The organism is Psychrobacter sp. H27, assembly GCF_059072655.1.
This window is the reverse complement of the sequence record NZ_JCACRX010000002.1, coordinates 1-23910: the sequence shown is the minus strand read 5'-3', so window position 1 is coordinate 23910 and position 23910 is coordinate 1. Positions and strand designations below refer to the sequence as shown.

Annotated in this window: 21 protein-coding genes; 4 read left to right on the top strand and 17 right to left on the bottom strand. The window is 41.3% G+C overall.

Annotated features, from left to right (window positions below; translation table 11 throughout):
• Nucleotides 1–100: 100 nt before the first annotated feature.
• Complete coding sequence (locus tag AC5JPY_RS13045; RefSeq protein ID WP_114701979.1) at nt 101–1684, top strand: Fic family protein; 1584 nt, start codon at nt 101–103, stop codon at nt 1682–1684.
• A 1257-nt stretch (nt 1685–2941) separates the two neighbouring features.
• Here the strand turns inward: AC5JPY_RS13045 and AC5JPY_RS13040 are convergent.
• The 7 genes from AC5JPY_RS13040 to AC5JPY_RS13010 all read right to left on the bottom strand — a co-directional run bounded on the left by AC5JPY_RS13040 (nt 2942) and on the right by AC5JPY_RS13010 (nt 11276).
• Nucleotides 2942–3304 carry a DUF3817 domain-containing protein gene (locus tag AC5JPY_RS13040; protein ID WP_493844496.1) on the bottom strand — a complete coding sequence of 121 codons (363 nt, stop codon included), beginning with the start codon at nt 3302–3304 and terminating at the stop codon, nt 2942–2944.
• Nucleotides 3305–3549: 245 nt separating this feature from the next.
• Nucleotides 3550–4257 (bottom strand): signal peptidase II, encoded by a 708-nt coding sequence (lspA, locus tag AC5JPY_RS13035; RefSeq protein WP_114701927.1) that lies wholly within the window; start codon nt 4255–4257, stop codon nt 3550–3552.
• 141 nt (nt 4258–4398) lie between these two features.
• Nucleotides 4399–5679: a c-type cytochrome biogenesis protein CcmI gene (ccmI, locus tag AC5JPY_RS13030; protein ID WP_493844495.1), complete on the bottom strand. Its 1281-nt coding sequence runs from the start codon at nt 5677–5679 to the stop codon at nt 4399–4401.
• A complete protein-coding gene (locus AC5JPY_RS13025) occupies nt 5676–6158 on the bottom strand; it encodes a cytochrome c-type biogenesis protein (RefSeq protein ID WP_371532842.1) in 483 nt (160 codons plus the stop codon). Before AC5JPY_RS13025 ends, ccmI begins: the two co-directional genes overlap by 4 nt.
• A gap of 83 nt (nt 6159–6241) precedes the next feature.
• On the bottom strand, nt 6242–6835 hold the full coding sequence (locus tag AC5JPY_RS13020) for a DsbE family thiol:disulfide interchange protein (protein ID WP_493844506.1): 594 nt from the start codon (nt 6833–6835) through the stop codon (nt 6242–6244).
• A gap of 69 nt (nt 6836–6904) precedes the next feature.
• Nucleotides 6905–8953, bottom strand: coding sequence for a heme lyase CcmF/NrfE family subunit (locus AC5JPY_RS13015; RefSeq protein WP_114701930.1), 2049 nt, complete (start codon nt 8951–8953; stop codon nt 6905–6907).
• Between the two features lie 121 nt (nt 8954–9074).
• On the bottom strand, nt 9075–11276 hold the full coding sequence (locus tag AC5JPY_RS13010) for a heavy metal translocating P-type ATPase (RefSeq protein WP_102083145.1): 2202 nt from the start codon (nt 11274–11276) through the stop codon (nt 9075–9077).
• A 142-nt stretch (nt 11277–11418) separates the two neighbouring features.
• Between AC5JPY_RS13010 and cadR the strand changes: the two genes are divergently transcribed.
• Nucleotides 11419–11829 carry a Cd(II)/Pb(II)-responsive transcriptional regulator gene (gene cadR, locus AC5JPY_RS13005; RefSeq protein WP_493844494.1) on the top strand — a complete coding sequence of 137 codons (411 nt, stop codon included), beginning with the start codon at nt 11419–11421 and terminating at the stop codon, nt 11827–11829.
• Nucleotides 11830–11976: 147 nt separating this feature from the next.
• On the opposite strand, the gene AC5JPY_RS13000 is transcribed toward cadR, so the two are convergent.
• Together AC5JPY_RS13000 and AC5JPY_RS12995 are read right to left on the bottom strand one after the other, a co-directional pair.
• The gene (locus AC5JPY_RS13000; protein ID WP_057758750.1) at nt 11977–12699 is read right to left on the bottom strand and encodes a CHAP domain-containing protein; all 723 of its coding nucleotides are present in this window, start codon (nt 12697–12699) and stop codon (nt 11977–11979) included.
• Nucleotides 12700–13495: 796 nt separating this feature from the next.
• Nucleotides 13496–14140 (bottom strand): DUF411 domain-containing protein, encoded by a 645-nt coding sequence (locus AC5JPY_RS12995; protein WP_082787298.1) that lies wholly within the window; start codon nt 14138–14140, stop codon nt 13496–13498.
• 239 nt (nt 14141–14379) lie between these two features.
• Between AC5JPY_RS12995 and lnt the strand changes: the two genes are divergently transcribed.
• Nucleotides 14380–15948 (top strand): apolipoprotein N-acyltransferase, encoded by a 1569-nt coding sequence (gene lnt / locus AC5JPY_RS12990; protein ID WP_068039556.1) that lies wholly within the window; start codon nt 14380–14382, stop codon nt 15946–15948.
• A 186-nt stretch (nt 15949–16134) separates the two neighbouring features.
• Here lnt and AC5JPY_RS12985 read toward each other — a convergent pair whose 3' ends face one another.
• The 8 genes from AC5JPY_RS12985 to AC5JPY_RS12950 form a co-directional block, all read right to left on the bottom strand.
• On the bottom strand, nt 16135–17061 hold the full coding sequence (locus AC5JPY_RS12985) for a cation diffusion facilitator family transporter (RefSeq protein WP_114701933.1): 927 nt from the start codon (nt 17059–17061) through the stop codon (nt 16135–16137).
• A gap of 1429 nt (nt 17062–18490) precedes the next feature.
• Nucleotides 18491–19492: a DNA-binding protein gene (locus AC5JPY_RS12980; protein ID WP_114701934.1), complete on the bottom strand. Its 1002-nt coding sequence runs from the start codon at nt 19490–19492 to the stop codon at nt 18491–18493.
• 258 nt (nt 19493–19750) lie between these two features.
• A complete protein-coding gene (locus tag AC5JPY_RS12975; protein ID WP_156410068.1) occupies nt 19751–19915 on the bottom strand; it encodes a hypothetical protein in 165 nt (54 codons plus the stop codon).
• On the bottom strand, nt 19902–20165 hold the full coding sequence (locus tag AC5JPY_RS12970; RefSeq protein ID WP_226949371.1) for a BrnT family toxin: 264 nt from the start codon (nt 20163–20165) through the stop codon (nt 19902–19904). Before AC5JPY_RS12970 ends, AC5JPY_RS12975 begins: the two co-directional genes overlap by 14 nt.
• 18 nt (nt 20166–20183) lie before the next feature.
• Nucleotides 20184–20411 (bottom strand): type II toxin-antitoxin system RelB/DinJ family antitoxin, encoded by a 228-nt coding sequence (locus AC5JPY_RS12965; protein WP_114701935.1) that lies wholly within the window; start codon nt 20409–20411, stop codon nt 20184–20186.
• A gap of 83 nt (nt 20412–20494) precedes the next feature.
• Entirely contained in the window at nt 20495–21451 is a 957-nt protein-coding gene (locus tag AC5JPY_RS12960) for a replication initiation protein (RefSeq protein WP_493844505.1), read from the bottom strand.
• 326 nt (nt 21452–21777) lie between these two features.
• A complete protein-coding gene (locus tag AC5JPY_RS12955; RefSeq protein ID WP_162799535.1) occupies nt 21778–21948 on the bottom strand; it encodes a hypothetical protein in 171 nt (56 codons plus the stop codon).
• Nucleotides 21949–22146: 198 nt separating this feature from the next.
• Nucleotides 22147–22488 carry a hypothetical protein gene (locus tag AC5JPY_RS12950; protein WP_201555265.1) on the bottom strand — a complete coding sequence of 114 codons (342 nt, stop codon included), beginning with the start codon at nt 22486–22488 and terminating at the stop codon, nt 22147–22149.
• 262 nt (nt 22489–22750) lie between these two features.
• Here AC5JPY_RS12950 and AC5JPY_RS12945 point away from each other — a divergent pair.
• The coding region (locus AC5JPY_RS12945) for a MobA/MobL family protein (RefSeq protein ID WP_493852744.1) at nt 22751–23910 on the top strand (1160 nt) is incomplete at its 3' end.

Sequence of the window (23910 nt, the reverse complement as noted above, 5' to 3'; positions counted from 1 at the left end):
GAAAATCGTTTTAATGCAATAAGGCTTTATAATAATCATTATATTGCATTCATAATTGTTTTTGCGCAAAATGGCTTATCTATAATCGCTTGAGCCACTCATGATGAATACCCCTATCTCAGATCCTATTGGCGCAGCATGGCTTGTCCGTTATGCCAGCATAGAGCTGGTTTCGCCTTTATATGTCAGCAGTAGTATCGGTGGGCGCAGACAAACCTATAAAGACGGTGACGTCATTCATAACGCTTATCAGGAAACCGCACGTCCACTGGACACTATCATTGCGCACTTACAGTTTCACATGCGTCATGAAGTACTGAATTTAGAGTTACTGGTTCGTCTATTTGAGCAGATAGGGGCAAATGACGTGCAAGCATGGGTAAACGCTGAGCCGACAGGCAGCTATGCCCGTAGAATGGCTTTCTTGTATGAGTGGCTCATGGATAAGCATTTAGAGGTACCGAGTAATATAGGCGGTAACTATGTGGATGCTTTGGATACCAAGAAGTTGGTTACTTCAAGTCCTTCGCAGGTCATCAAGAACGCTCGCTGGCGTATCAATGACAATCTAGCAGGAACCCGTCATTTCTGTCCGATGCTGGTAAAAACAGAGGCCTTTACGCAAGCAGCTGCACTCGATATTGCCACAATGGTTGACAAACTTAACGATGAATTTGGGCAAGACTTACTGATGCGCGCCTCCGTATGGATGACCCTACGAGAGAGTAAAGCCAGCTTTACTATAGAAGGTGAGGGAAAAGAGTTAAAACGCATTGAACGTTTTGCCGATGTGATGGCACGGCGTACCGGCACCGGTGACATTCCGCTTGATCCTGAATCACTAGCAGAGTTGCAACAAGAGATACTCGGTAGCAAAACGGTTATCCAGCAGTATGGTGTCCGTCAATCACCAGTTTTTGTGTCGCATACTCAGGTCAATGGCTTTAAAGAAATTGTGCATTATATTGCTCCACCAGCTGATGACATTGCTGATAAGTTAGAAGGATTACAGGTATTTATGGAAAAGACTGAGGGACAATCAGCACTGATGCGTAGTGCGGTTGCCTCCTTTGCCTTTGTATATATTCATCCGCTGGCGGATGGCAATGGCCGTGTACATCGCTTTTTAATTAATGACGTCCTCAGGCGAGACCAGGTCATTCATGAGCCGATTATCCTACCTATATCACAAGCCATTGCCGAGCATCCCTCAGACCGGCATGCCTATGATAAGATTTTAGACCGTGTCTCTGTGCCGCTCATGAAGCAAATCCGTGATCATTACAGCTTTGATAAACAGGCAGTTACCTACCCTGATGGTATTCGCTCAAACTTAAATTTTGGAAATACTCACCTGATTCAACCTGCATGGCGCTTCATGGATCTAACGCCTCACGTTCAGTACTTATCAGGACTGATTGCTCATGTTATTGAAAAAGAGATGCATAACGAGTCACAGTACCTAAGAAAGCATGACCATGCACGACTGGCGATAAAAGAGATTGTTGAGATGCCCAACAGCTATGCCGATAGAATCATTCGCAGCATGCTACAAAATAAGGGTGCTAAAAGTAATAAGCTACTGAAGGATTATCCGTTTTTGGCAAATGATGAGGTTTGGGACGATATTTTCTCTATCGTTGTAGAGACCTTTAAAGATGAAGCAGATGGTTTGAATAGTTAGACGAACCCTGCTATACGCAGGAAAGTCTGCCTTGATAATCAAGCTCAAGCTAGTCTCAATATTATCGTTCCAATGATGATTCGTTTGTAAAACGATTCGGCGAAAATACCGTAGCCTGAAAAGTAATCAATATTTTTCTTGACCCTATTCAAGCTAATAAACTACTAAAAATAGAATATGTTAAAGGAACTTTGATAACAGATTACTTTTGTTTGACAAGAATTATTACAGCTCCTAAAATTTGAGTATTTGAGTATTTGAGTATTTGAGTATTTGAGTATTTGAGTATTTGAGTATTTGAGTATTTGTTTAGCTATAACAGCTATCAGCTGACGCGAACACTTAGCTGTAGCTTGTATTTCAGAATAGCTATGCCCAGATTTTAGGAGGCTAGCAATAATCTTACGCTTTTCGGTATCTTTCCTACGCCCTAAATATTTACCTTCTGTCTTAGCATGAGCAATACCTTGCACCTGACGGTTATGTCGATCTTTATAGTCCTTTCTAGCAATAGCAGCGAGCATATCAAGCATCATCGAATTAATGGACTGTAATACGCTGCTCATAAATTCAGTGCTGCTCTCAGATTGAGGCGTCATATATGAGGTCGGTAGCTCTTTTGATACTACCCCAGATTCTTTTCTAATAGCATTCTTTTGAGAGTATCCCAATTAGCTTGGTTTAAACGTGCTAAGCGGTCAATCTGCTCTACCAAAATTATATCGCCTTCATAGGCATCATCGATCACTTACATTAACTGTGGACGTATTAAAGTTGCGCCTGATTCGTTTTCGACATAGAAGGCGGCAATTTTGTGATCATGATCAGTAGCAAACTGTATAAGCTCGTTTTTGGTACGCTTGGCATCTTATTCTTTGGTAGACGCTCGTAGACACGCTCTGATAAACATAAACACGTACAATAGTCTGTTATAAGTCGTCTATTAATCGGTTTTTGATGCCTTTTAGATGGTTCCCTTGGGGTATACCCTACGATAACAGGAAAGCCATCGCGAATGACAAAACCTGTTTAGCTTTTAAACAAGACGGGTTTGTCGATAGTATGTAAGATAAGTTCGAAAAGTAACTGGAGTGTGAGGCTATTCATACTTGGTCTGAATTAAAGTTTTATTGTGATTAATTTCTGCTCAATGTTATTCATTTGTCGCCATGATGAGTGATGGCGGCTTGTGATTTAGTTAGGAAAAATAATCTTGAGTAATAAGATACGTTTGTGGCATTTGTAGCAGAGCTTGTTCTAGGCTTCTTTACTTGCATTTTCCTGCAAGTTCTTTTTTAGTAAATGATCGAATATAAATGGGCCAAAAGGTAAGAGTGAGCCGAGTACGCCCGCAGGTATTGCCCAAAGAGGCATTTTTATTTTGATAGCTGAGCCTATAAGTATTATGATATAGGTAATAAACAACATACCGTGTGCCATACCGATGTATTTCACACCTTCTGGAATGTCCATCATATATTTTAGTGGCATGGCGATGAAGAGCAATAATAAGAAAGAGGTGCCTTCTAGATAGCCTATAAGGGTAAGACTTTTTAACGCTGTCTCTTGTTTTTTTCTAAGGCTGTGAATTTTTTCAATAGTTGGCTGAGCCTGTGACACTGTATTTTCCTTTTGTTATGATCAATAAAGAATTTATGGATTATTCAATGTCTCTATAATAATGGCTCTACGCAGAGCTTTTAAGTATTGAGTTTTAAGACCTAAAATGAGTGAGTACCTATACCAGTCATACATTATCTTCCAGTTCACATTTTATAAACATACTCAAGTATAAAAAGTATGTTTCCGTATAGAGTGACTACGACGCTAGTTCATTTTGTTTGTGATAATCGGCATCAATGTGCTTATTTATTACGCTTACTTTCTAAAAATATCATGTCAATTATAATCAATGCGACACCGACACAGACACCTATATCTGCAACATTGAAAATAGGATAATTCCATACATCAGCATAATGCACATGGATAAAGTCAACCACTTTACCAATTCTTAAACGATCGATTAAGTTGCCAATCGCACCACCAAGCATTAAGGCCAACCCCATAGATAATAGCTTGGCTGCACGTGGCGCTTTGATTAAATAAACCGTTAAAAAGATAGCCATTACAAAAGCTAAGCCTGAGAAAAACCATTTCTGCCAACCGCCAGCGTCGGCTAAAAAGCTAAATGCTGCCCCATAGTTATAAGCGAGTGTCCAGTTGAGAAATGGTTCAATGACCGGTACGGGGTCATTGAACGCTAATGTGGTTTGGGCCAACCACTTAGTCCATTGATCAAGTATTAATACCATTATCGCCAACAAATACCAGATAAAAGCGCGACTGCCATTGGCAACCATTTTTGGCATTTTGTCCAACTTACCTTTAGGTGTTATTGAGTTGCCTGAAGTCACGTACATAGCTTTAGGCGTATGATTCATGGTTTTAGAGTCAATCGATTGATGAGTACTACTCACAGCTATAGGTACTTTATTGTCAGCAATATTAGTACTAGCCGATTCAACGCTATTCAATTTAGTACTATCTAATCTGTCGGTAGATTCAGTCATAGTTGTTTTCTTTATCTATGTTTATACAATGAACAATGTTAAACGTATATGTTTTTGGTATACAATTATTAATCGCGCCACTTTCATAAACGGCTCCACTTACCGCTCTGGTTTTATGAAACTTACGGTAATAATTTTTTATTAGGGAATCTGTTGATTGATTTCAACATTAACCTGAGTCTGTTCAACGCTAATCATTATAGGATTACCCGATAAGTCGCCTGATTCTGCTATGGCATTACCGCTATGACTAATACGAGCAACGACTGCTAACTGAGTTTTGTCACTACGAGCTGAATTTAACGTGCGATCTGGCATCATCGCATCAAGATTACTTAAGCGGATACTAGCCTCACCTTGCTTGATAATACTAATGGGTAAACGTTTGGCGGCAAACGGTGGACCTCCTTTAACGTCACGTATCGCAACAAACAACACATCATCAGCTTTCACTAACGGTAATAAATTAGCGTTAATTTTCACTGTCACGTCAATACCTTCTAGCGCTTGCTTTTCTTGCGTGCTAACGTAGTTGCTTAACTCATCTAAGCTTGCTAAAGCTTTAGTATGATCACCTGGTTTGGCCACAATGCTGCCTTGTAAGCGTTTAATCCAACCTTGCGCTTGGGCAAAGTTACTACTACGAGTCTCACCCATTGCCATGAGCATTTGAGCCCGTTCATGCTGCGGATTCTTAGCTAATATAGCTTGTAATAGACGGCGAATATTGGCGTCTAACTGACCTTCATTAACAAAAAAACTAGTCTGAGCATAAGTAGTAGCAATCTCCTCGTTATCAGGTGCTAAACGATAGGCACGCGATAAGGCTTCTAACGCAGAGTCAGTCGCCTCCATCGATAAGAAAAGTTCAGATAGGCGCATCCAGCGATTAGGATCATCAGCGTTACGATGGACGTTGGTCTGCATAGCGCTAATCAACTGACGACCGTTTTCAGTCGCCCACTTTGGTGGCTTATCAATCTTAGCCGTCAATAGGTCATCAGCCACTTGTCCTACTTTGTCCTCGCTTGTCCACAAATCAAACACGGGCGTACGATTGCCTATTAGTAAGTACGCCATTGCAGCCAATATTGGGATCCAAGCTGCGACAATTAAACGGCTTTTGACATCAGGGGTGACCATAGGTGTTATCTGACGCTGCGCATCTAATAGCTGACGCTCCAGTTCCAGCTTTTGATTTTGATAATGGCTATTATTAATAGTACCGCTGTATTTATCTGTTTGTAGCTCAGCTAAACGTTCGCGAAATACTGCAACATTAATATCTAGCAGTTGATTGTCTATTGGTTTGGACTGCAAACGCGGTGCTCGTAGCCATGGCATAATAGCAATTAGCGCAAATATAAGAGCAATCAGCAAGCTTAGAGCTACAAATAAGCCAAAAGTAGAAAATAGAGTCATTTTTTGTCCTCTATGCTAGTAATATCGTGGTCGACATTCTCAGCTTGCGATAATAGACGATCAAGCTCAGCCTTTTCCGCAGAGGTCAAGGCAGCAGTACTGTTCACTGTAACGCCGTTTTGGCCACGGGCGACAACTTGGCGGCGTTTACTTTGCCAAAACCAACCAACAATTAAGACGAGCAATAATAGTGGTGGAAAAAACCATAGGATCCATGTCGATGGTCGCATAGGCGGCTTGTAGCTAATAAAGTCACCGTAGCGCTCTTGCATATAGGCGCGTATTTCAGCATCACTACGTCTATCTTTAATTAAATCATAGACTTTTTGCTTTAGATCCTGTGCAATCGGTGCATCAGAGGCTGCAAGGTTTTGATTTTGGCATTTTGGGCAGCGAAACTCTTCTATTAATCCACGATACTGAGCTTCTTGCTGTGGTGAATCAAAATCGTATACGTCAATAGCTGCGTTTGCCGTCATGTTAAGCAGACACGCTAGTATTAAGCTTGCTAGTTTTAAAATTATATTGAGTTTTATTTGAGGAGCTCTTATTCGAGTAACGTTCATTTGCACATCTCCTCAACCTGAATGAGATCAGGGCTATCGTTGTTCTTATTAGCCTCATTAAGTACGGTCAGGCACGGCTTAACACGCTGTTGCCAATTGGCTTCATTAATCTCACCAACAATATGCTGACGAATGATGCCATCTCCATCCACAACAAAGGTTTCGGGCGCACCAGTTATGCCTAAGTCTAGAGCAAACTGACCCAATGAATCCTGAATAGACATAGAAAATGGATCACCGCCTCGGTTTAAGTAACTGAGCGCATTACCAATCTCATCCTTATAATTCACACCAACGATATCAACGCCGCGCTCTTCTAGTTGCATTAAAAACGGATGCTCAATAACGCAAGTTGGACACCATGAGCCCCAAACATTAAGTAAGAACGGCTTATCCGGCAAATTATCATTGGTGATAGTACGGGTAGTATCTGCTAATACCGGCAGCTCAAAGGTAGGAACCGGACGCTCAAGAGCGGTATTGGTCACAATGTCTGTTGGTTTACCTAAGCGCATGTACAATATAACTACCAAACCAAAAAAGAGGATAAGCGGAACTAAGAACCATAGCTTCGTCTGCTTTTTTTTCATTGTCTTTGGGTTACGCTGCTTACTGTTTTGGCTATCTTTTTGCTCAGGAGTATTATTCGACATAGTCATTTATTTCTCCTTTAATGTCGACATCGTCGATGCTGAGATTGCCTGTTCAATAGCTACCTCATTGACTCCATCAGTAGCCAAACTACCAGTAACTAGCAACGGAGCTTTAACTTTTTTGATGCGGTATCGTTTATCAAGCATGCTAATTAATCCACCTAGAGCCATGATAATTGCCCCTAACCAAATCCAGCGAATTAATGGTTTTACATAAATCCTTAATGCCCATTGGTTACTACCATCGGCAATAGGTTCGCCCAGTGCGACATAAACATCGCGCATAAGACTGGGGTCAATAGCGGCTTCAGTCGTTGGCATCGTGCTGATAATATAAGTACGCTTTTCTGGAGTCAGTTTCGCCACTTCACGACCGTCTTTGGATACCACGACTTGCGCTTGCGTTGCATCAAAGTTACTACCCTTTATTTCAAAAAATTCAGTTACTTCAAAATCGTAACCTTGAACATTGACTGTATCGCCAATACCCATTGCTACGTCACGCTCAATACTCAGGCTACTAGTAAAGGCTATGCCAATGACAGCAACCAATACGCCAATATGAGCAGTCTGTTGACCCCAATAGCTCAGACGCAACTGCCGCAAACCGTTAAAAAGATTAGGCGCATTCTTAGTTTTATCTTTAAAATCAACTGCCATCCATAGCAGTGCCCAAAAGCTAACGGCTAAAGTCACACCAATATTAAGCATAGACGATGGATTAACAAAGTAAGTAATAATGGCAGCTAATACTAAGCTACTAACGGCGATGACCATGCCTATACCCAGTAGTGGACGGGTGTCTTTTTTCCAGCGAATATTTGAGCCCATACCCATAGCTATTAATAACAGCCACGTTAAAGGTACAAATAATGCATTAAAATAAGGAGGGCCAACGGACACTTGTCCTAAACCAAAGGCATCAGCGATAATAGGGTAAAGGGTGCCGAGCAGCACCACTAAGGTTGCAATCAAAATGATGGCGTTGTTGATCACTAAAAAGGACTCACGTGAAATCAGCTGATATTGACTTTCAACGGTTAAACGCCAACCTCGAACGGCAAACATTAATAGACCACTACCGATGATAATGCCAAGAATAGCTAAGATAACCAAACCACGCGTCGGATCAGCGGCAAACGAATGCACTGAGGTAAGGACTCCAGAGCGTACCAGGAACGTGCCAAGCAAGCTTAAGGCAAAGGCGAAAATAGCCAGCATAATGGTCCATGCTTTAAACACCCCGCGCTTTTCAGTGACTGCTAATGAATGCAGCAATGCTAAGCCGACAAGCCAAGGCATAAACGAGGCATTCTCTACCGGATCCCAAAACCACCAACCGCCCCAGCCAAGCTCGTAGTAGGCCCACCACGAGCCCAGTGCAATACCAATGGTCAAAAACCCCCAAGCCGCGAGCGCCCATGGACGTGACCAGCGTGTCCAAGCAGCATCTAAACGCCCTTCCCACAATGCCGCCATACAAAATGCAAAAGGTACTACCATACCCACATAGCCCATATATAACATGGGCGGATGAATAATCAGACCGAAATCTTGTAGGACAGGATTTAAATCAGCGCCATCGACCGCTAGATTGGGTAAGGTACGCTCAAACGGTGACGAGGTAAATATCAGCATCGTTAGCATCATTAACTGTACACCGGCCAAAATAACTAATACCCGCGCACGCATTGATAACGGCAAGCCGCGACTAAAGTATGATACCAGTGCACACCATGTGGCCATGATGGTCATCCATAGCAGCAAAGAGCCCTCGTGTCCGCCCCATGTCGCCGATAACTTATAGTACCAAGGCAACAGCGTATTGGAATGCTGCGCGACGTAACTGAGGCTAAAATCATTATAATAAAAACCTGCTATCAAAGCGCCAAATGACGTTATCATGGCGGCAAACTGTGCCCAAGCTAAGCTAGGGGCTAGTCGTTGCCAAGCAACTTGGTTATGAATAACACCAATAGTTGGCAGAATTACCTGCAATAACGCCAATACAAAAGCGGTAAGCAAGGCAAAATAGCCCAATTCTGTAATCAACATACGGTCTAACCTTATTTACTCTAATGCGGTTGCAGTTTACTGTGGCGGTGGAATTTTTATTATTAGAACCCACCCCCGAAATCTGCTGCTATCTCTAGTTTTTAATTGATTTCGAAGGGTTTTATTTAACTACTTTAGGCGGATTTACCAGTGGAGGCGCTCCCTTAAAGCGCAGTAAACGTAACGCATTAAGAGTAACGAGCACTGTTGCTCCAGCATCAGCTAGAACCGCAATCCATAGTCCAGTAATGCCGAATACGGTCGTGATCAGAAAGACGCCTTTGAGACCCAAAGCGAAAATGACGTTCTGATGAATGTTGCGCATGGTGGCACGTGAAAGTGCGATGAGATGAGCCATATCCGTAACACGACTTTTTAATAATGCGATATCGGCCGTCTCAATGGCCACATCGGTACCACCACCCATCGCGATGCCAACATCGGCAGTTGCTAGCGCTGGCGCATCGTTAATACCATCACCAACCATCGCTATTTTGCGGTTGTTCTTCATCTCGTTAAGCAGGCGCAGTTTGTCCTCAGGCAACAGCTCAGCTTCCCATTCCACGTCTAAATTACTGGCAAGTGCTTGAGCGGTTAAGCGGTTGTCGCCTGTTAGCATGACGGAGCGCACACCCATCGCTTTGAGCTGAGCCACACCTTCATGAGCGTCGTCTCGTAATTCGTCTCTTAGCGCGATTAATCCAAGCACTTCACGGTTTTGCTCATCGAAAAGAACAGAGACGGTCTTACCCTCATTTTGCAGCGCCTCAATTTGCGCCTGTTGTGTGGATGAAATCAATGCCTCATCGGCTGCGTAAACAGGCGAACCGATAGCTAGCGCGCGCTCCGCGACAGTTGCGTGTACCGCTTTACCCGCAGTAGCAGAAGCTTTGGAAGCCACAGGTATAACAACTTTAGCGGCTTCAGCATGGCTGACAATGGCTTCAGCAAGTGGGTGACTAGAACCAGTCTCCACACTGGCAAAAAGTGCCAATATCTCATCTTGACCTTGAGAATTCTGACCTTGAATACTTGAGTCCTCTTGTGTAAAGGCAACAACATCGGTCACGCGTGGTTTGCCTTCAGTTAAAGTGCCTGTCTTGTCAAAAGCGACCGTCTTCACTTGGCCGATAGTTTCTAAAGCACTACCGCCTTTGATCAGCAAGCCACGGCGCGCACCAACAGCAAGACCAGAGGCGATGGCAGCGGGTGTTGATAGTACAAGAGCACAGGGACAGGCAATCAGCAACAGTGCTAGACCGCGATACAACCAAGTCGACCAATCTCCACCCATGGCTAACGGTGGAATGATAATAATTAGGGCGGCAATAGCCATCACTGCCGGTGTGTAATAGCGACTGAATTTCTCAATAAAACGGGCAGTGGGTGCTTTGGAGGCTTGGGCTTGCTCTACCAGCTCAATAATGCGCGAAATGGTGTTATCGGCGGCTGTCTTTTCTACGCGCACTTGGAGCACACCATCGATGTTAATTGACCCTGCAAATACATTGTCACCCATCGTCTTGGCAACAGGAACAGACTCTCCCGTCACGGGCGAATCATCAAGGCTGGACGCACCTTGAACAATGGAACCATCAGCAGATACCCTATCTCCAGGACGCACCAGCACAAGGTCATTCACTTGTAATGAAGTCGCTGGAACGTTACGCTGCCCACCTTGAGCATCAAGTAAAATTGCACTTTTCGGAACCAGCGATGATAAGGCTCTGATGCCAGCGCGAGCGCGATCAGCAGCGATACTCTCAAACAGTTCACCGATTGAGAACAAAAAGACAACTGCTGCGGCCTCTTCAGCTTCACCAATGATAAGTGCGCCAAGCACGGCGACGGACATCAGCGTTTCAATTGAAAAGAATGAACCTGTTTTAGCCAGTGCTAAGGCTTTGCGCGCAAATGGAAAAACGCCTACAATCACAGCGATGGCAAACACCCATATCCCATAAGCGGGCAACAGTAGTGACAGTGCATAAGCGCTGCCCATCAAAATACCGAGGCCAACAACCTGTTTGCCTTTTTGAGTTTGCCACCATTGCTTATCCTGCGGAGCCATCTGATTGTCGCTGTCAATATCAATAGCCGATACAGTTTGTTGACCAGTATTGGCAGAGATGCCGAACCCTAGGCTTTTGATTGTTTTTTCGATATCACTAGCCTGAGTCGGCGCACCAGGGGCTAAATTTAGCTCTAGCGTTTCTGTAGCGAAATTCAGCTGAACATCAGAAACCCCAGGCATACGTTTCAAAGCTGTTTCAATCTTGCCGATGCAACTGGCACAGTCCATACCTTCAATATGATATTTCATAATAATTTACCCTTTGAATAATGATATTATGAACCCTATAGTGGCTTTAGAGTCAAGGTTATTTATCTACAGTTTCGTAATTTTAATTTCTCTAGCGCTAGTCTTTACAGCCACTTTAATTATTTAAATCATAGAGGTTGTTATGACAATCAAAATTGGTGAGCTCGCTAAACGCACAGGTGCCACAGTAGAAACCATTCGCTATTATGAAAAAGAGCGTTTATTACCCGAGCCTTCTCGTAGCGAAGGGAATTATCGTTTATATAATGAAGAGCACATTGAGCGTCTACAATTTATCCTACATTGCCGTACGCTCGATATGGCTTTAGATGATGTGCGAATCTTACTTGAATACTGGGAGTCGCCTGACAAGGACTGCGGCGATGTGAACTCATTACTAGATAAGCAAATTTATGCTGTAGAAATACGAATGGAAGAATTGATGCACTTAAAGCATCACTTGACCGTTTTGCGCCAGAAATGTGCAAGTAGTGCACCAGCGTCATCATGTGGCATTTTAAACGCGCTTGTCGATAACTCCTGTCATGAGTAATGATATCAGTAGTGTTCATTTCTGACGGATCAAATCATGAAAGGTTAAATACGCCCTGATGTTAAGCACAAAAAAACCCAGCAATGATATTAAGATCACTACTGGGTTGGAGGAAATAACAACTATGTTGTGCTGACTTAGAAAGTCTTATTTATCATTCATAGCAAGGTAGATATTACGATCTGATGCGGATGCGTCATCCACGTATTTTGAATCGCGCCATGTCGTATAAGCATAGACACCACTGTATGGGCTGATGCTGTTCTGACGGAAATCAGAAATCCAATTTTCGCCATCAAATATTTGGATATGGCCATGCGGGCGCTTTGATGAGCGATCATAGACAATAACATCACCTACTTGGGTTGGCATATCATTACTGATTTTGCTAAAACCTGCTTTATCAAGCGTGCCACGAGTGGCGTACTGATAGGCTGAAGGATTGGGTGTAAATTCATAACCAGCTGATTGTAGTGCTTTACGTACGTAACGGGCACAATATCCAGAGCTGCCAGATAAAGCCACTTTTGAGGCGCGAGCAGCAGCGATAGCGGGGGCTGAATTGCTGTCAGGAACCTTATTGACTTGCTGCTGTTGTTTTTCAGCGTATAAGCGGCTGTTTAATGATGAAAGCTGATTCTCTTTTTGCTTGGCCTGCGCACTTAGGTTGCTAATTGCTTGACTAATTTCATCATTATTAGAAACATAAGCACCACTTTTGGTGCTATAGATGTTTTTTGATGAACCGTAGTTTGATGCCACAGAAGTATTGGTGATGGTATTATTTGTTTGAGAGATTGTGATAGCAGCACCACTCGTTTGTGCTATGCCCATACCCAGTACTGACAAAATCAATAAAGCCTGTTTCATAAATCTAATACCTACGGTTAATTCAAAATCGTCTGTTATCAACAACAGCGCAGTCAATTAAATCTCAATAACTCAAGTATATATATGTCATAGTGACTGATACTTCTGCTGCATATTATTCATATAAAAAATGATTATTGGCGATCACAGCTCATTGAAGTCTTACGAAGCTGTTACAAATCAAGCTGCTGACCAAAACACAAAGCCGACTTTAGCATAGGCTGTTTAGCCTGTCATCCCCCTTAAAAACCCCAAAAATACTTTTTTGATGTCGAAAAAATTGCTAATATCCCACATTTTACAATGTAAGTTTGTGTAACATGTACAGAATATAGCTGACTAGATTGACCACAATTTCTACTGTTTTATAAGCAAAAAAACGTCTGAGGGTTAAATCTATAATTTAGATTTAACCCTCAGACGTTTTTCTATTGGATGAAGTAATTACCCTATATAGGGTCTAACTAATTATTAAGATAATATAATAATTTATAATATTGATATAGATGTTAATTCCCTACTGGCTTATTTAATATTACGTAATTGTTTCGATACATCCTGTATATTCTTGTATTAACCCTTAGTTATTTATCTATTTTAAGGGTTAATAACCGATAAATCCGCTTACATTGTCATCAAAAGTTACAAATTCAAAGTTATTTTTAATTTTAAAGTCGCAATAGCTAATGAATTTTTTGATGAAGAATCATTTTATAAGCAATAGAACAGTCTTATACTTGCTTCATTCGCTTTTAACGCTAACACTATAATCAAAGTATTCTTAACTGCTAACACACTATAATTGCTGCTCTACCGATTCAATATCAGCATAAACTTGGGTCGTCCCGTCTTTATTGAGTTGCATAACCTGATAGGGCATGAATTTATTTTGATACTCCATACCCGGGCTACCAACAGGCATGCCAGGTACGGCAAGACCCATAGCTTGTACTGGCGGATTTTCTAAAAACTGCGCCATATATTTAGCGGGTACATGACCTTCAAAGACGTAACCATCAGTAGTGACTACAGTATGGCAAGAACGCATTTCATTTGGAACGCTGTAGCGCTCTTTAAATACGGCTAAGTCCGCAACATCTTGCGCGGTTGCACTTAGACCATTATCTTCTGCATGACTTATCCATTCTTTACAGCAGCCGCAATTGGCATCTTTATAGACAGTGGCTGAGACGTTTTTTAGTAGGTCTGGTTTACTTACTGATGTCATCATAGGAGTATTTATAACGTTTGGTTCAGCTGTCTTCGGAACAGTCACTACATCTTCAGTTGATGCCGATGTTGTGCTTGCATCAGATACGCCACTACTCGGTTGGCTACAAGCAAATAGTGATGAGGCGGCAAGTAATACTAACGTACTACGCAACCCCTTAGACAGATAACGATTGAATATAAGACTGGATTTTATTTTTAAGGGGGTCATAGTGCTCTCTCATGTACTGTAGATATTGTGAGCTATAGAAGGTCAAGTAACACTTCATATCGTTTGGTAATGTAGCATAATAACCCATCAAACGGAGTACGTAAATTTATCCATTGAGCAGTGCGGACTGGTATCATAAGCAGTTTTCATTTTGAAATGCTGCCTGTAGTATTAACAGGTCTATCCGAGTTTTGGATTTTGACTAAAAATTCAAAACTCATAATTTTGGATAATTTGCGATGCGCCTGTCTACTATTAATCTACAAAAGCGTTTGAGTACTCACTCAAATCAATTACCGCTATGGTTTACGCTAGTAGCAGCATGGCTTGCAGGGGCTATTTTTTTATTTGCGCTAGCGCCTCATGGGTTCTGGCCGCTAGCAATAGTGTCACCAGCGATTTTATATGCGCTGTTGGTACCAAATATGAGTGGTCGTCGCGCTTTTATTATCGGTGAAGCTTACGGTATGGGGCTATGGTGCGTCGGCGGCTTTTGGCTCTATACTGCCATCCATGATTATAGCGATACTCCAACGTGGCTCGCATTGATTATGATTGGATTGATGGGTCTCGGTATGGGACTGTTTCATGGATTTTTAGCACTAGTCTTTAACCGTATGGTAGGCAAACAACCCTTTTCATTTGCTGCTCTTTGGGTGCTACAAGAATGGTTAAAAACTTGGTTATTCACAGGCTTTCCGTGGCTGTTTGTTGGTTATGCATTTACTGAAGAGTATTGGTTATCGTCCTTAGCACCCGTTGCTGGTGTTTTTGCCGTCTCTTTTGTTGCCATACTATTGGCTGCAAGTTTAGTAGAGCTACTGCTTCGACGCAGTAGTTATGCCGTCGTTTCTGTACTGTTATTAGCCATTAGCACATCATTATGGCTGGTCAATCCGCAATGGACAAAACCTAAGGGCACACCTGATCTGTCAGTGTCATTGATTCAAGGTAATATTTCACAAGATATAAAGTGGCTGACGCAATATCAAGTAGAAACGCTAAAGATTTATGCGAAGTTAACGCGCACTGAGTGGGGACGTGATGTGGTGGTGTGGCCTGAATCATCTATTCCGATGTTTCAGGATGAGGCTGCGGGCTTTATTAGTGAAATGATAGAAATGGCCAATGCGACCAATACGACATGGATAACTGGTATCCCTTATAAGGATAAAGCGGCATTCAATGCCAGTACGGATAAGTATCCCCCATTTTACAATAGCGTGATTGCTCGAGGTGTAGAAGCGGAAGGCCTATACAAGAAGCAGCGTCTAGTGCCTTTTGGAGAGTATATTCCATTTGAAGGCGTGCTCGATATTTTCCCAAGTTTGGCCGGTAGTCAGGATATTAAGAGCTATAGTCGTGGTAGTGATCAGCAGTCACCGCTAAAGGTGCGTGAACACAATATAGGGACGGCTATCTGTTATGAGGTAGCTTATCCAGATACCACGCGTAAAAATGCCATCGATACTGACTTTTTGTTGACCGTCTCTAACGATGCCTGGTTTGGCACTTCAGCAGGACCATTGCAACATTTGCAAATGGTACAAATGCGCGCGCTTGAGAACGGGCGCTGGTTTATTCGAGCGACCAATACTGGTGTTACCGCTATCATTAACCATAAAGGTCGTATTGTAAAACGCGCACCGCAGTTTGAGCGTACTGTACTACGTGGTGAGATACAGGCACGGGTTGGTAACACGCCCTTTATGCTTATGGGAAATTATCCTATCTTGATAATAATAACCCTGTTATTACTAATAAGCTATTTTGGCAAAGGTCTAACCACACTTAGAAGACGAGGGTAATAGTAAACTTAATCATAATAATTTAATCAGCGTAAGTTTTTTATTTTTTCTAGGTAACGTCCTAACGCACGTAAATATAAAAGTTTTAAACTATTGATCACATAAGAACTGATTGAAAAAATTATGTTGACATAAGGCACGCGCCTCATACTTAAAAAGAGATAGCTATATACGGTCTATCATCTTTTAGTTGATACTTTCATTTAATGCACGCGATTTTTGATTGTCATCTGCCTTAGTACCAAATTCAATAGTTGCATGTTGTATATTCTGATGCGCCAAATCTTCCTTGATGTTTTCTTTCATAGTAATAGTCTCTTCAAACGTTATATCGGTCTTCGGTACAATATGAACTGTAAGAGCATTCTCAGTGGTACTCAAAGCCCAGATATGTAAATGATGAAAGTTTTGAATAAAATTATAGCTCTCTAAGATAGCAGTGATTTTACTGAGATCAACATTTTGAGGTACTCCGTCGATAGCAAGCTTGATACTCTCTTTTAGTAGACCCCAAGTCGATAACAGTATAACGACTGAAATAATCAAGCTAACTAGAGGATCAACGATATTCCAACTTGTATAGTAAATAATAATGCCCGAGATAACGACACCTACAGAGACCAATGCATCTACCATTAGATGCAAGAAAGCACCTTTGACATTAATATCGTCTTTTTGACCTTTGTAGAATGCAAAAGCAGAAACAGTATTTATAAATACACCTATTAGAGCTGTAATAATAATAACTTTTCCTGCAACTTCCGGTATCGTATCAAATCGACCCAAGGCCTCATACGCAATACCTATAACGATTGTAACTAACAATATGGCGTTAATAAGAGACGCCATTATAGAAGCTTTTTTGTAGCCATAGGTATAAAGCGTAGTAGATGCTTTCTGTGCTAATTTCATTCCAATTAACGAGATTATTAAACTGGCAACATCACTTAAGTTGTGGCTAGCGTCTGCGATTAAAGCTAATGAATTAGTTGAGTAGCCCACTATAAACTCGATGAGCGTAAATGCAGAATTTAGACCAATCCCAATATAAAAAGCTTTATTCATATTTTTAGGGTCTGGAGCTTGATGACTGTGGTTATCTGAATTACTCATAATTTACCCTTGTTTAGGTTGCTGCATTTTATTAAAGGTAGAAAATAAGTTTATTGCATATTTTCTATATTGCACAGTCAATATTGCTCTAATACCGTAGACCCACTTATTTTTATCAATAAACTGAGCCACAACTTGATTGTGTGTCCTATCTCTCCTTGGGCGAAAAAAGCGGATTTTACTGTAATCTAACTGGCTTACGTAAGCTTCTTGTTCTCATGTTCAAGCTCTTTAGTATGTGTAGCTTAGTCTTGAATGTTGGTTAGTATAGTTTCATTAGTGTGCTTTTTATGACATGACCACATAAAGGTGTAATCGTTTAATGCTTCAATCAGCATACGAACGGCGCGTTCTTTAATCTCAGGAGTGTAGGTTTGTCTTTTCATTATCGTATTCTCTCAGAAAGATGATTTACCGCTTCTTAACAGCGCGTGTAAAACCTTGCATCTGACGACTAAGCCGGTCTTCATAGTAAACTATCCCAGTATTGTCAGAAACTTAACGTCTTGTGAGGATGTACTAAGTGCTAACTTCAAAATAATTGAAATGCTTACGCTAAATGACGACAAGAAAAGCCTAAGCAATCTAACGAAGAATCAGATATTAAAAACCTAATCTGTATGACAAATAAAAAAATGCCTCTGGGAGTTGACTCCCAGAGGCATTTAGTTTTAAATGTAGATAACGGTTACAGTGTGTTGACGCACCCTGTAACGAACAAATAAGCACACAGACTGCGTTATTTGAACAGCATTAAATGCCCGTATAGGTGCATTTTATCCAAAATCTGCTTTCATATCAACTCTATTTGCTATACATTTTAAAAACTGCTTGTTCGCTCGTTACATTTTCGTGCTGCTCTCTCTGTACCCGTTACCCGTCAAATGGGTGGCAGGCCTCGGTGACGACTGCGTTTGACATAAGGGTGAGCTCCCTACAGGGGTGACTAGACAAAGGATCAGAGCAACGCAATGAGTGGTTACTTGTGCATATCGTAGCGGTATATTGGGCGAACGCCCTTGCTAGCGTATGACAGCACAGTAGCGGTTATGAGCGTGTCTAGGCGGTGCTATCAGCCGTAATCATAACAGCCGTAGCTTGATACAGTGATACGGTCTTGATGACGCGATGGGCGATGAAGTCGGCATGACTAATCACATCAAATTCAAGGAATGCACTAAAGTGTTTGTGAGTATTTTTATTATACTCATAATTGCTTTAGGGTGAGTGTTCCTTGAAATCTGCTCAAGGCTCCAAAATCAGCATAAATTCACTTAGGCTAATTTAAGTAGTATATAGCCCACTAGGCTATATACTATGAGAGTTCAGAGAAAAATTTAGAATATTTATTATACAACCATCATTTATTCAGTGAGTCGATATTGTCATGGTGGATTCATAAGCTTAGTGTGAATAGAACGGGATTGACTTATTTATTGTTAATTGTCTCTCGCATCTTTTCAATCTCTGCAGTCAATGAGCTACTCTTTTCCTGTTCTGATTGATAGTTAATTGAAAGCTCATCATACTGCTCACTCAATGCAGTGTGCTCAGTACTAAGCAAAGTTCTCTCATGATTTAACGTGTCGTGTTGCTTAATCAGTAGCTGATGATCTGCTTCAATCTTAGCTTGCTTTTGAGTAAGCTGCTCATTAATCCCTGATAACTTATCACGTTCAGCGATTATGGCCTTTAACTCTCCTTTCACTTCTGCTGTAAGATTCGTTATCTCGTTGCGCTCAATAACGACTGTCTTTAGCTCATCCTTAGTTGCTGTCAGTTCTGTTTGCAGACGCGCGATCTCTGCTTTATCGCTATTAGCAGTGGCTTCAAGCGTGGCCACCTTCGATATGTTGGCACTCAGCTCTTTTGATTGCTGATCAAAACTGCTACGCAGGTCACCAAGTTGGGCCTGAGCTGCCACTGTTTTAGCTCGTTCAAGTTCTAGCTGGTGCTGAGTATCGCTGAGTGTCTGTGTCAGCACATCCCGTTCAGCAGTCACTTGAGCCGCGGTGATAGCCGTTGCCTCTGCAGTTGCTGTGACCTCATCGAGCTGTTCTAACAAATCAGCCTGCTCACTCTCTAGGGTCTTAACCGCTTCTTGAGCCTCATCTGTCTCAGCTTGCGACTTGGCCTTAATACTCTCTAGAGCCTCCCGTTCTTTAACCAGACGATCATTGGCAATATCAATGGCCGTCTGCCACATATCCGCACCAAGCGTTTGTAAGCGTTCAGTGATACCACTTGGTAGCTCAACCTGTCTTAGCTGCTCTTCTTGTTGGTTATCCTGACGCCAAGACTTCATAGCTTCACTGATGGTCGTGAATGATCCACCACCCAGCGCCTTACGCACTTCGGCTAAAGTAGGTTTGATACCTTGTTCGTGCAGTTGATCAGCAATAGCATGAATTTGCTGTGTAGTAATGGCCATAATTATTGTCCTTAATTTTGTATGAGTAAATATGTAGCGTTTGTAGTATTTTTTATATAGTATAATACAATATACAACATACTACAATATAAGGCTTAAAAAAACCTCAAGTAATCTTGAGGTCACAATCATTAGATTAGGGCTAACGATCAGTTAAGTACTCTTCTAGCGCATTACTATCATTTATTAATGATTAGCGCCTGTTTGCTTGGTTTTATCCTTAAATTTGGCAATGATACTGGCCTCAGTAAAGAACGCTTATGGTTTAATACTGCCACGGCTAACACCTGACCAGTCGGTGACTTCTGGAATGTCTGATAGATCAATGTCGTCATCATTAAGCGTTGCTAAATGCTCTAAATCTACTTGTTGCTTGGCCGTTAGTGGTGGTAGCTCGTCTATTTGATAACTAACTTTGTTCACACTGGCTCCCTTTCATTTTTTTGACACGTCTAGCTGAGATAATGCGTATAACCTCACCATTATCTATTTCTGTTTGCGTATGGGCTACCAATAGGACGGCGGTACCGTCTACTGTACCCAGCGCTTGCCACTGCTTTTCATCATTTTCATACCTGTCTTGCTGACGCAGGCATAAAAGGTCTAGAAAAACTCGGGCGGCTGCCTCAAATAATAAACGGTGCTTACGCTGATTGGTGTTTTTTTTGTTCATCCCATTCAAATCTAATACTTATCTGTTCTCTCTGTCAGTATGCTCTTTATAGATTAGCAATTCATCTTGACTGACAGCTGTTACTTTCTGGTATTCAAAAGATAGCGGTACTTGATTGGTTTGCGCCACTTGGGTCAAGAACAATTTAATCGCTTGAGACGGCGTTAGACCATAGCTTTCAAACACGGCAAAAGCATTTTCTTTTAGCTCTTGATCGAGCCTGATATTATAATTAGTTGTCGTCATGGCATTACAAATGGCTTATCTGTGTACATATAATATAAACCATTTGTATAGACAGTACCAGATTAATCACTCTTTTTTCTTTGCTATGATTTTTGCTTAGGGAACGTATAACCTACCGCCAGCAAATGCTTTTTATGGGTCTTTAAAAAAGCTTCATCTCTTAATTGAGTGTGTAACCAGCTGATCACTTCTTGGGTACTTTTTCCTGAAGGCGCATAGCTACCAAATGGGGCATAGTTAGCCAATAGAGGCGCAAAACGGTCGATCTGTTTGACTGTTAAGGATGGTATATCTCTATTCTCATTATTCTGATTTAAGTCCTCCAGACTTTTTTTCTTGGTGGGCTTAGCTTTTACATTAAATTTTAGTCCTGTGACGGTACGACCACGTTTGACGTTTTCATAGGTGATTTTAATATCTGACTTTTCTGTTATTTCTTCAACGCTTGGGTTGATGACTCGACTTTTTAGGTTGTTAATACGTTCGTAAGATTTAGAAAGAGCTAGCTCCTCTCTAATTTCTTCAAGTGACATTGTCCACGAGCTCATTGCCTCATGTTTTTTGGCCAGATGGTATATATCTATTGAATATTCACCCTTCAGTTTAAGTACATCTTCTTTTTTATATTTAGTGAATGGATTATTTTCATTAAAAACCTTCAACATCAGTAGCACTTCATCTGTAAAACATAGAGACACATAGCCATCTTCATATATTGATCTGATGACCCACTGTACATTGACACGGCTACCGCGTTCATTTCTATAGCTAAAAAATCGCCTCATCATCGTTTCACTAGCATCTTTTAATTGAGTATAAGCAGAATCCACTTGAATGTTGCAAGCCTCTGCAAATGCTTTCGCGGTTATCTCTATAGTGTCTTTTTCAGTGGCATCTATCAAACGCACTACTGAACTAGCAAGCAACAGCAACCGTTTTTCATCAAGTGTCATTTCATAAAACGCTTGTAGAATACGATTTTGCATAACAACCCAATTTGCAGGGTATTTCTTCTCATATAAACCAACTTGGTTAGTCATATCTACGCCTTAATACTCAAATCTATCTAATTGTAGCATAATACCTGCTGATTGTAGCTTTTAACCTAGCTGATTGTAGCATTAACCTAGCTGATTGTAGCATTAACCTAGCTGATTGTAGCTTTATAGATCTTGAAGCCCTTAACTGGTAAGGTCTGAGAGCTTCCTAAAAGTCTTTAAAAATCTTTAAAAGTAAAAAATATGTTTTTATATTAAATAATAGGAAAAAAGCTCAAGAACTGACGGATTTGAGATGATAATATGAGCGACCAATCACTTATAGAACTGTTCAGTAGCTCAAAACGCTATGGTCAATTTACTCGGTATCAATCTTTATTCTCATAGTTCGGATTAAGCTTTGATCTTTGAAAATCTTCAAAAGCACGGTCAAAGATATTTTGAATGTCTTCATCTGTCATTCTGGCCAACGCTGTTTTCATACTCTCAGTATCAGTCTCATTTTTTGTAGATAACTTGTCTTCATTTTCAATAGTCATTATCGACACATCTGTAAACACATCTTAAAGCATTGCTAAAACGCATAAAAAATACTCTTATATGCGTTCTACGCTCTGTTCGATACGATGGTAGCTAAAGCTATTTTAAAACGCTTAAAACGGCCAATAATAACCTCCTAACTTTTCGCTGATTAGCAGACGATTCATCTGTACTGCTAATAATCCAATTCCTAGCTACTACTGCTCCAATGAATCATCCTCAAACAATGAACCGTGCTTACTATTCTGACTGTCTTTAGGTGGTGTAAAGTTGCTTAGTGTTACCTTAGCCTCACCTTGCATCTTATGAGCAATTGACTTTAAAAACTCACGGTGCTTTTTCAAACGGACATACTTTTCATTATCGTGTGCGTCTAAAAAAATAGCTTGCAGTTCATGATTATCATCATCGTCTAATGCGTTGGCCAACCACTCCCCCAATATTTTATGTGCTTCAAGCCTGTCCTGATCAATCTCTTTTTTAAGAGCCTGTAATTGCTTAATCTTATTTGCAAATAGATCATCTGATATTACTGACATTACTTCATCTTTTTTTTAGCCAACTATGATAGAGTTGATCCTAGCAGTACATACACAGGTATGCAAGGTAGTAAAATACACAAGACCACATCGTTTCGTGGGCGCAGTAGTATTTTAACCCTCTGTTAAGAGCGAACTTAGGAGTTTATGTAAAAAATGCCCACAAGGGGCGCTATTTTTTTACATAAACTCCTAAGTTCGGCAGGGGGCGAACCCCCTACAACCCCCAAAAAATCATCTCTCAATATTGGGTTTTTTTGCTATGAATAATAAAGGGTTTCATCTGTCGGTTAGCGCCGTTAGTAAGGCGAAAAATCATAGTGTGGTGGCAAAGTCGGCTTATAATTCTGGCTCAAAACTGGTTGATGAGCAGTCAGGAGTCGTCCACGATTATACCAGTAAAGCTAAAGACAAAATCTTAAACTTAGTGGACAGTGATGGCACTAAATACACGCAAGTTATTGAGAAAAATGTGGTGCATACGGCGTTGTTAACGCCAACTCTTGCTGGGGATCTAGCAGTGACACGTGAGGGTTTTTGGAATGATATCGAACGCATTGAGACTCGTAAAAACGCGCAATTGGGTACTGAGATTGATGTGATGTTTCCTGATGGAATCACCGCTGATCAGCGTATAGTTCTGGCCGAGTGCTACGCTCAAACCTTATCTGATCGCTATAACGTGCTTGTCGATGTGGCCATTCATCGGCCCCACAGTCACGAGAAACATGTGGGGGAGGTTGAAGTGGTTGAGCTGACCAGTCGTAACTTTCATGCCCATATTTTACTCTCAAGCCGTGAGATAGTAGCGGATGTTAAGGGTTATGCTTTATCAGCACGCAAGAATTGGTTGCAGTGGTCAACGGAGGAGCGGTTATCTAAGGGGTTAAACGGGCGCGGCGATGAACTTAAATATCAACGCACCCTTTGGGCGGATATGGCCAATGAGCTACTGCCTGAGAATAAAACCATTAGTGAGAAATCCTACCGTGAGCTGGGCATCAGTCGTTTACCAAAAATGAAACTGGGTAAGTCACTATATAAGGATATTCTCAAAGGCAATCGTTCAGTGATTCATGAGTACAACGAGACGATTGATGAGATCAATGCTTACATTGAAAAAAATGGTCTGGTAATTGAGTATGACGACAAGGGACGTATTGACCTAGAAAGCAATGAACAAGAGGTTAACGGCGTCACAATACATTATAAAAAGCGTAAACCCTTTGCGCGAATTGAGCTCAGTAATATCCGCTTTGTAGATCCTGCCGCTGAACTTGAACCCGCTATTCCTAAAAATAAGAGTCAGACGCATAGTGATGCGGCCAATGATCACGCACTTGATGAGCTTTTAGCAATCTCAGCCAACTTTGTGAGTCAAAAAAAGATGGTACGCAGCGCCTTATTTTCAACCATTGATGC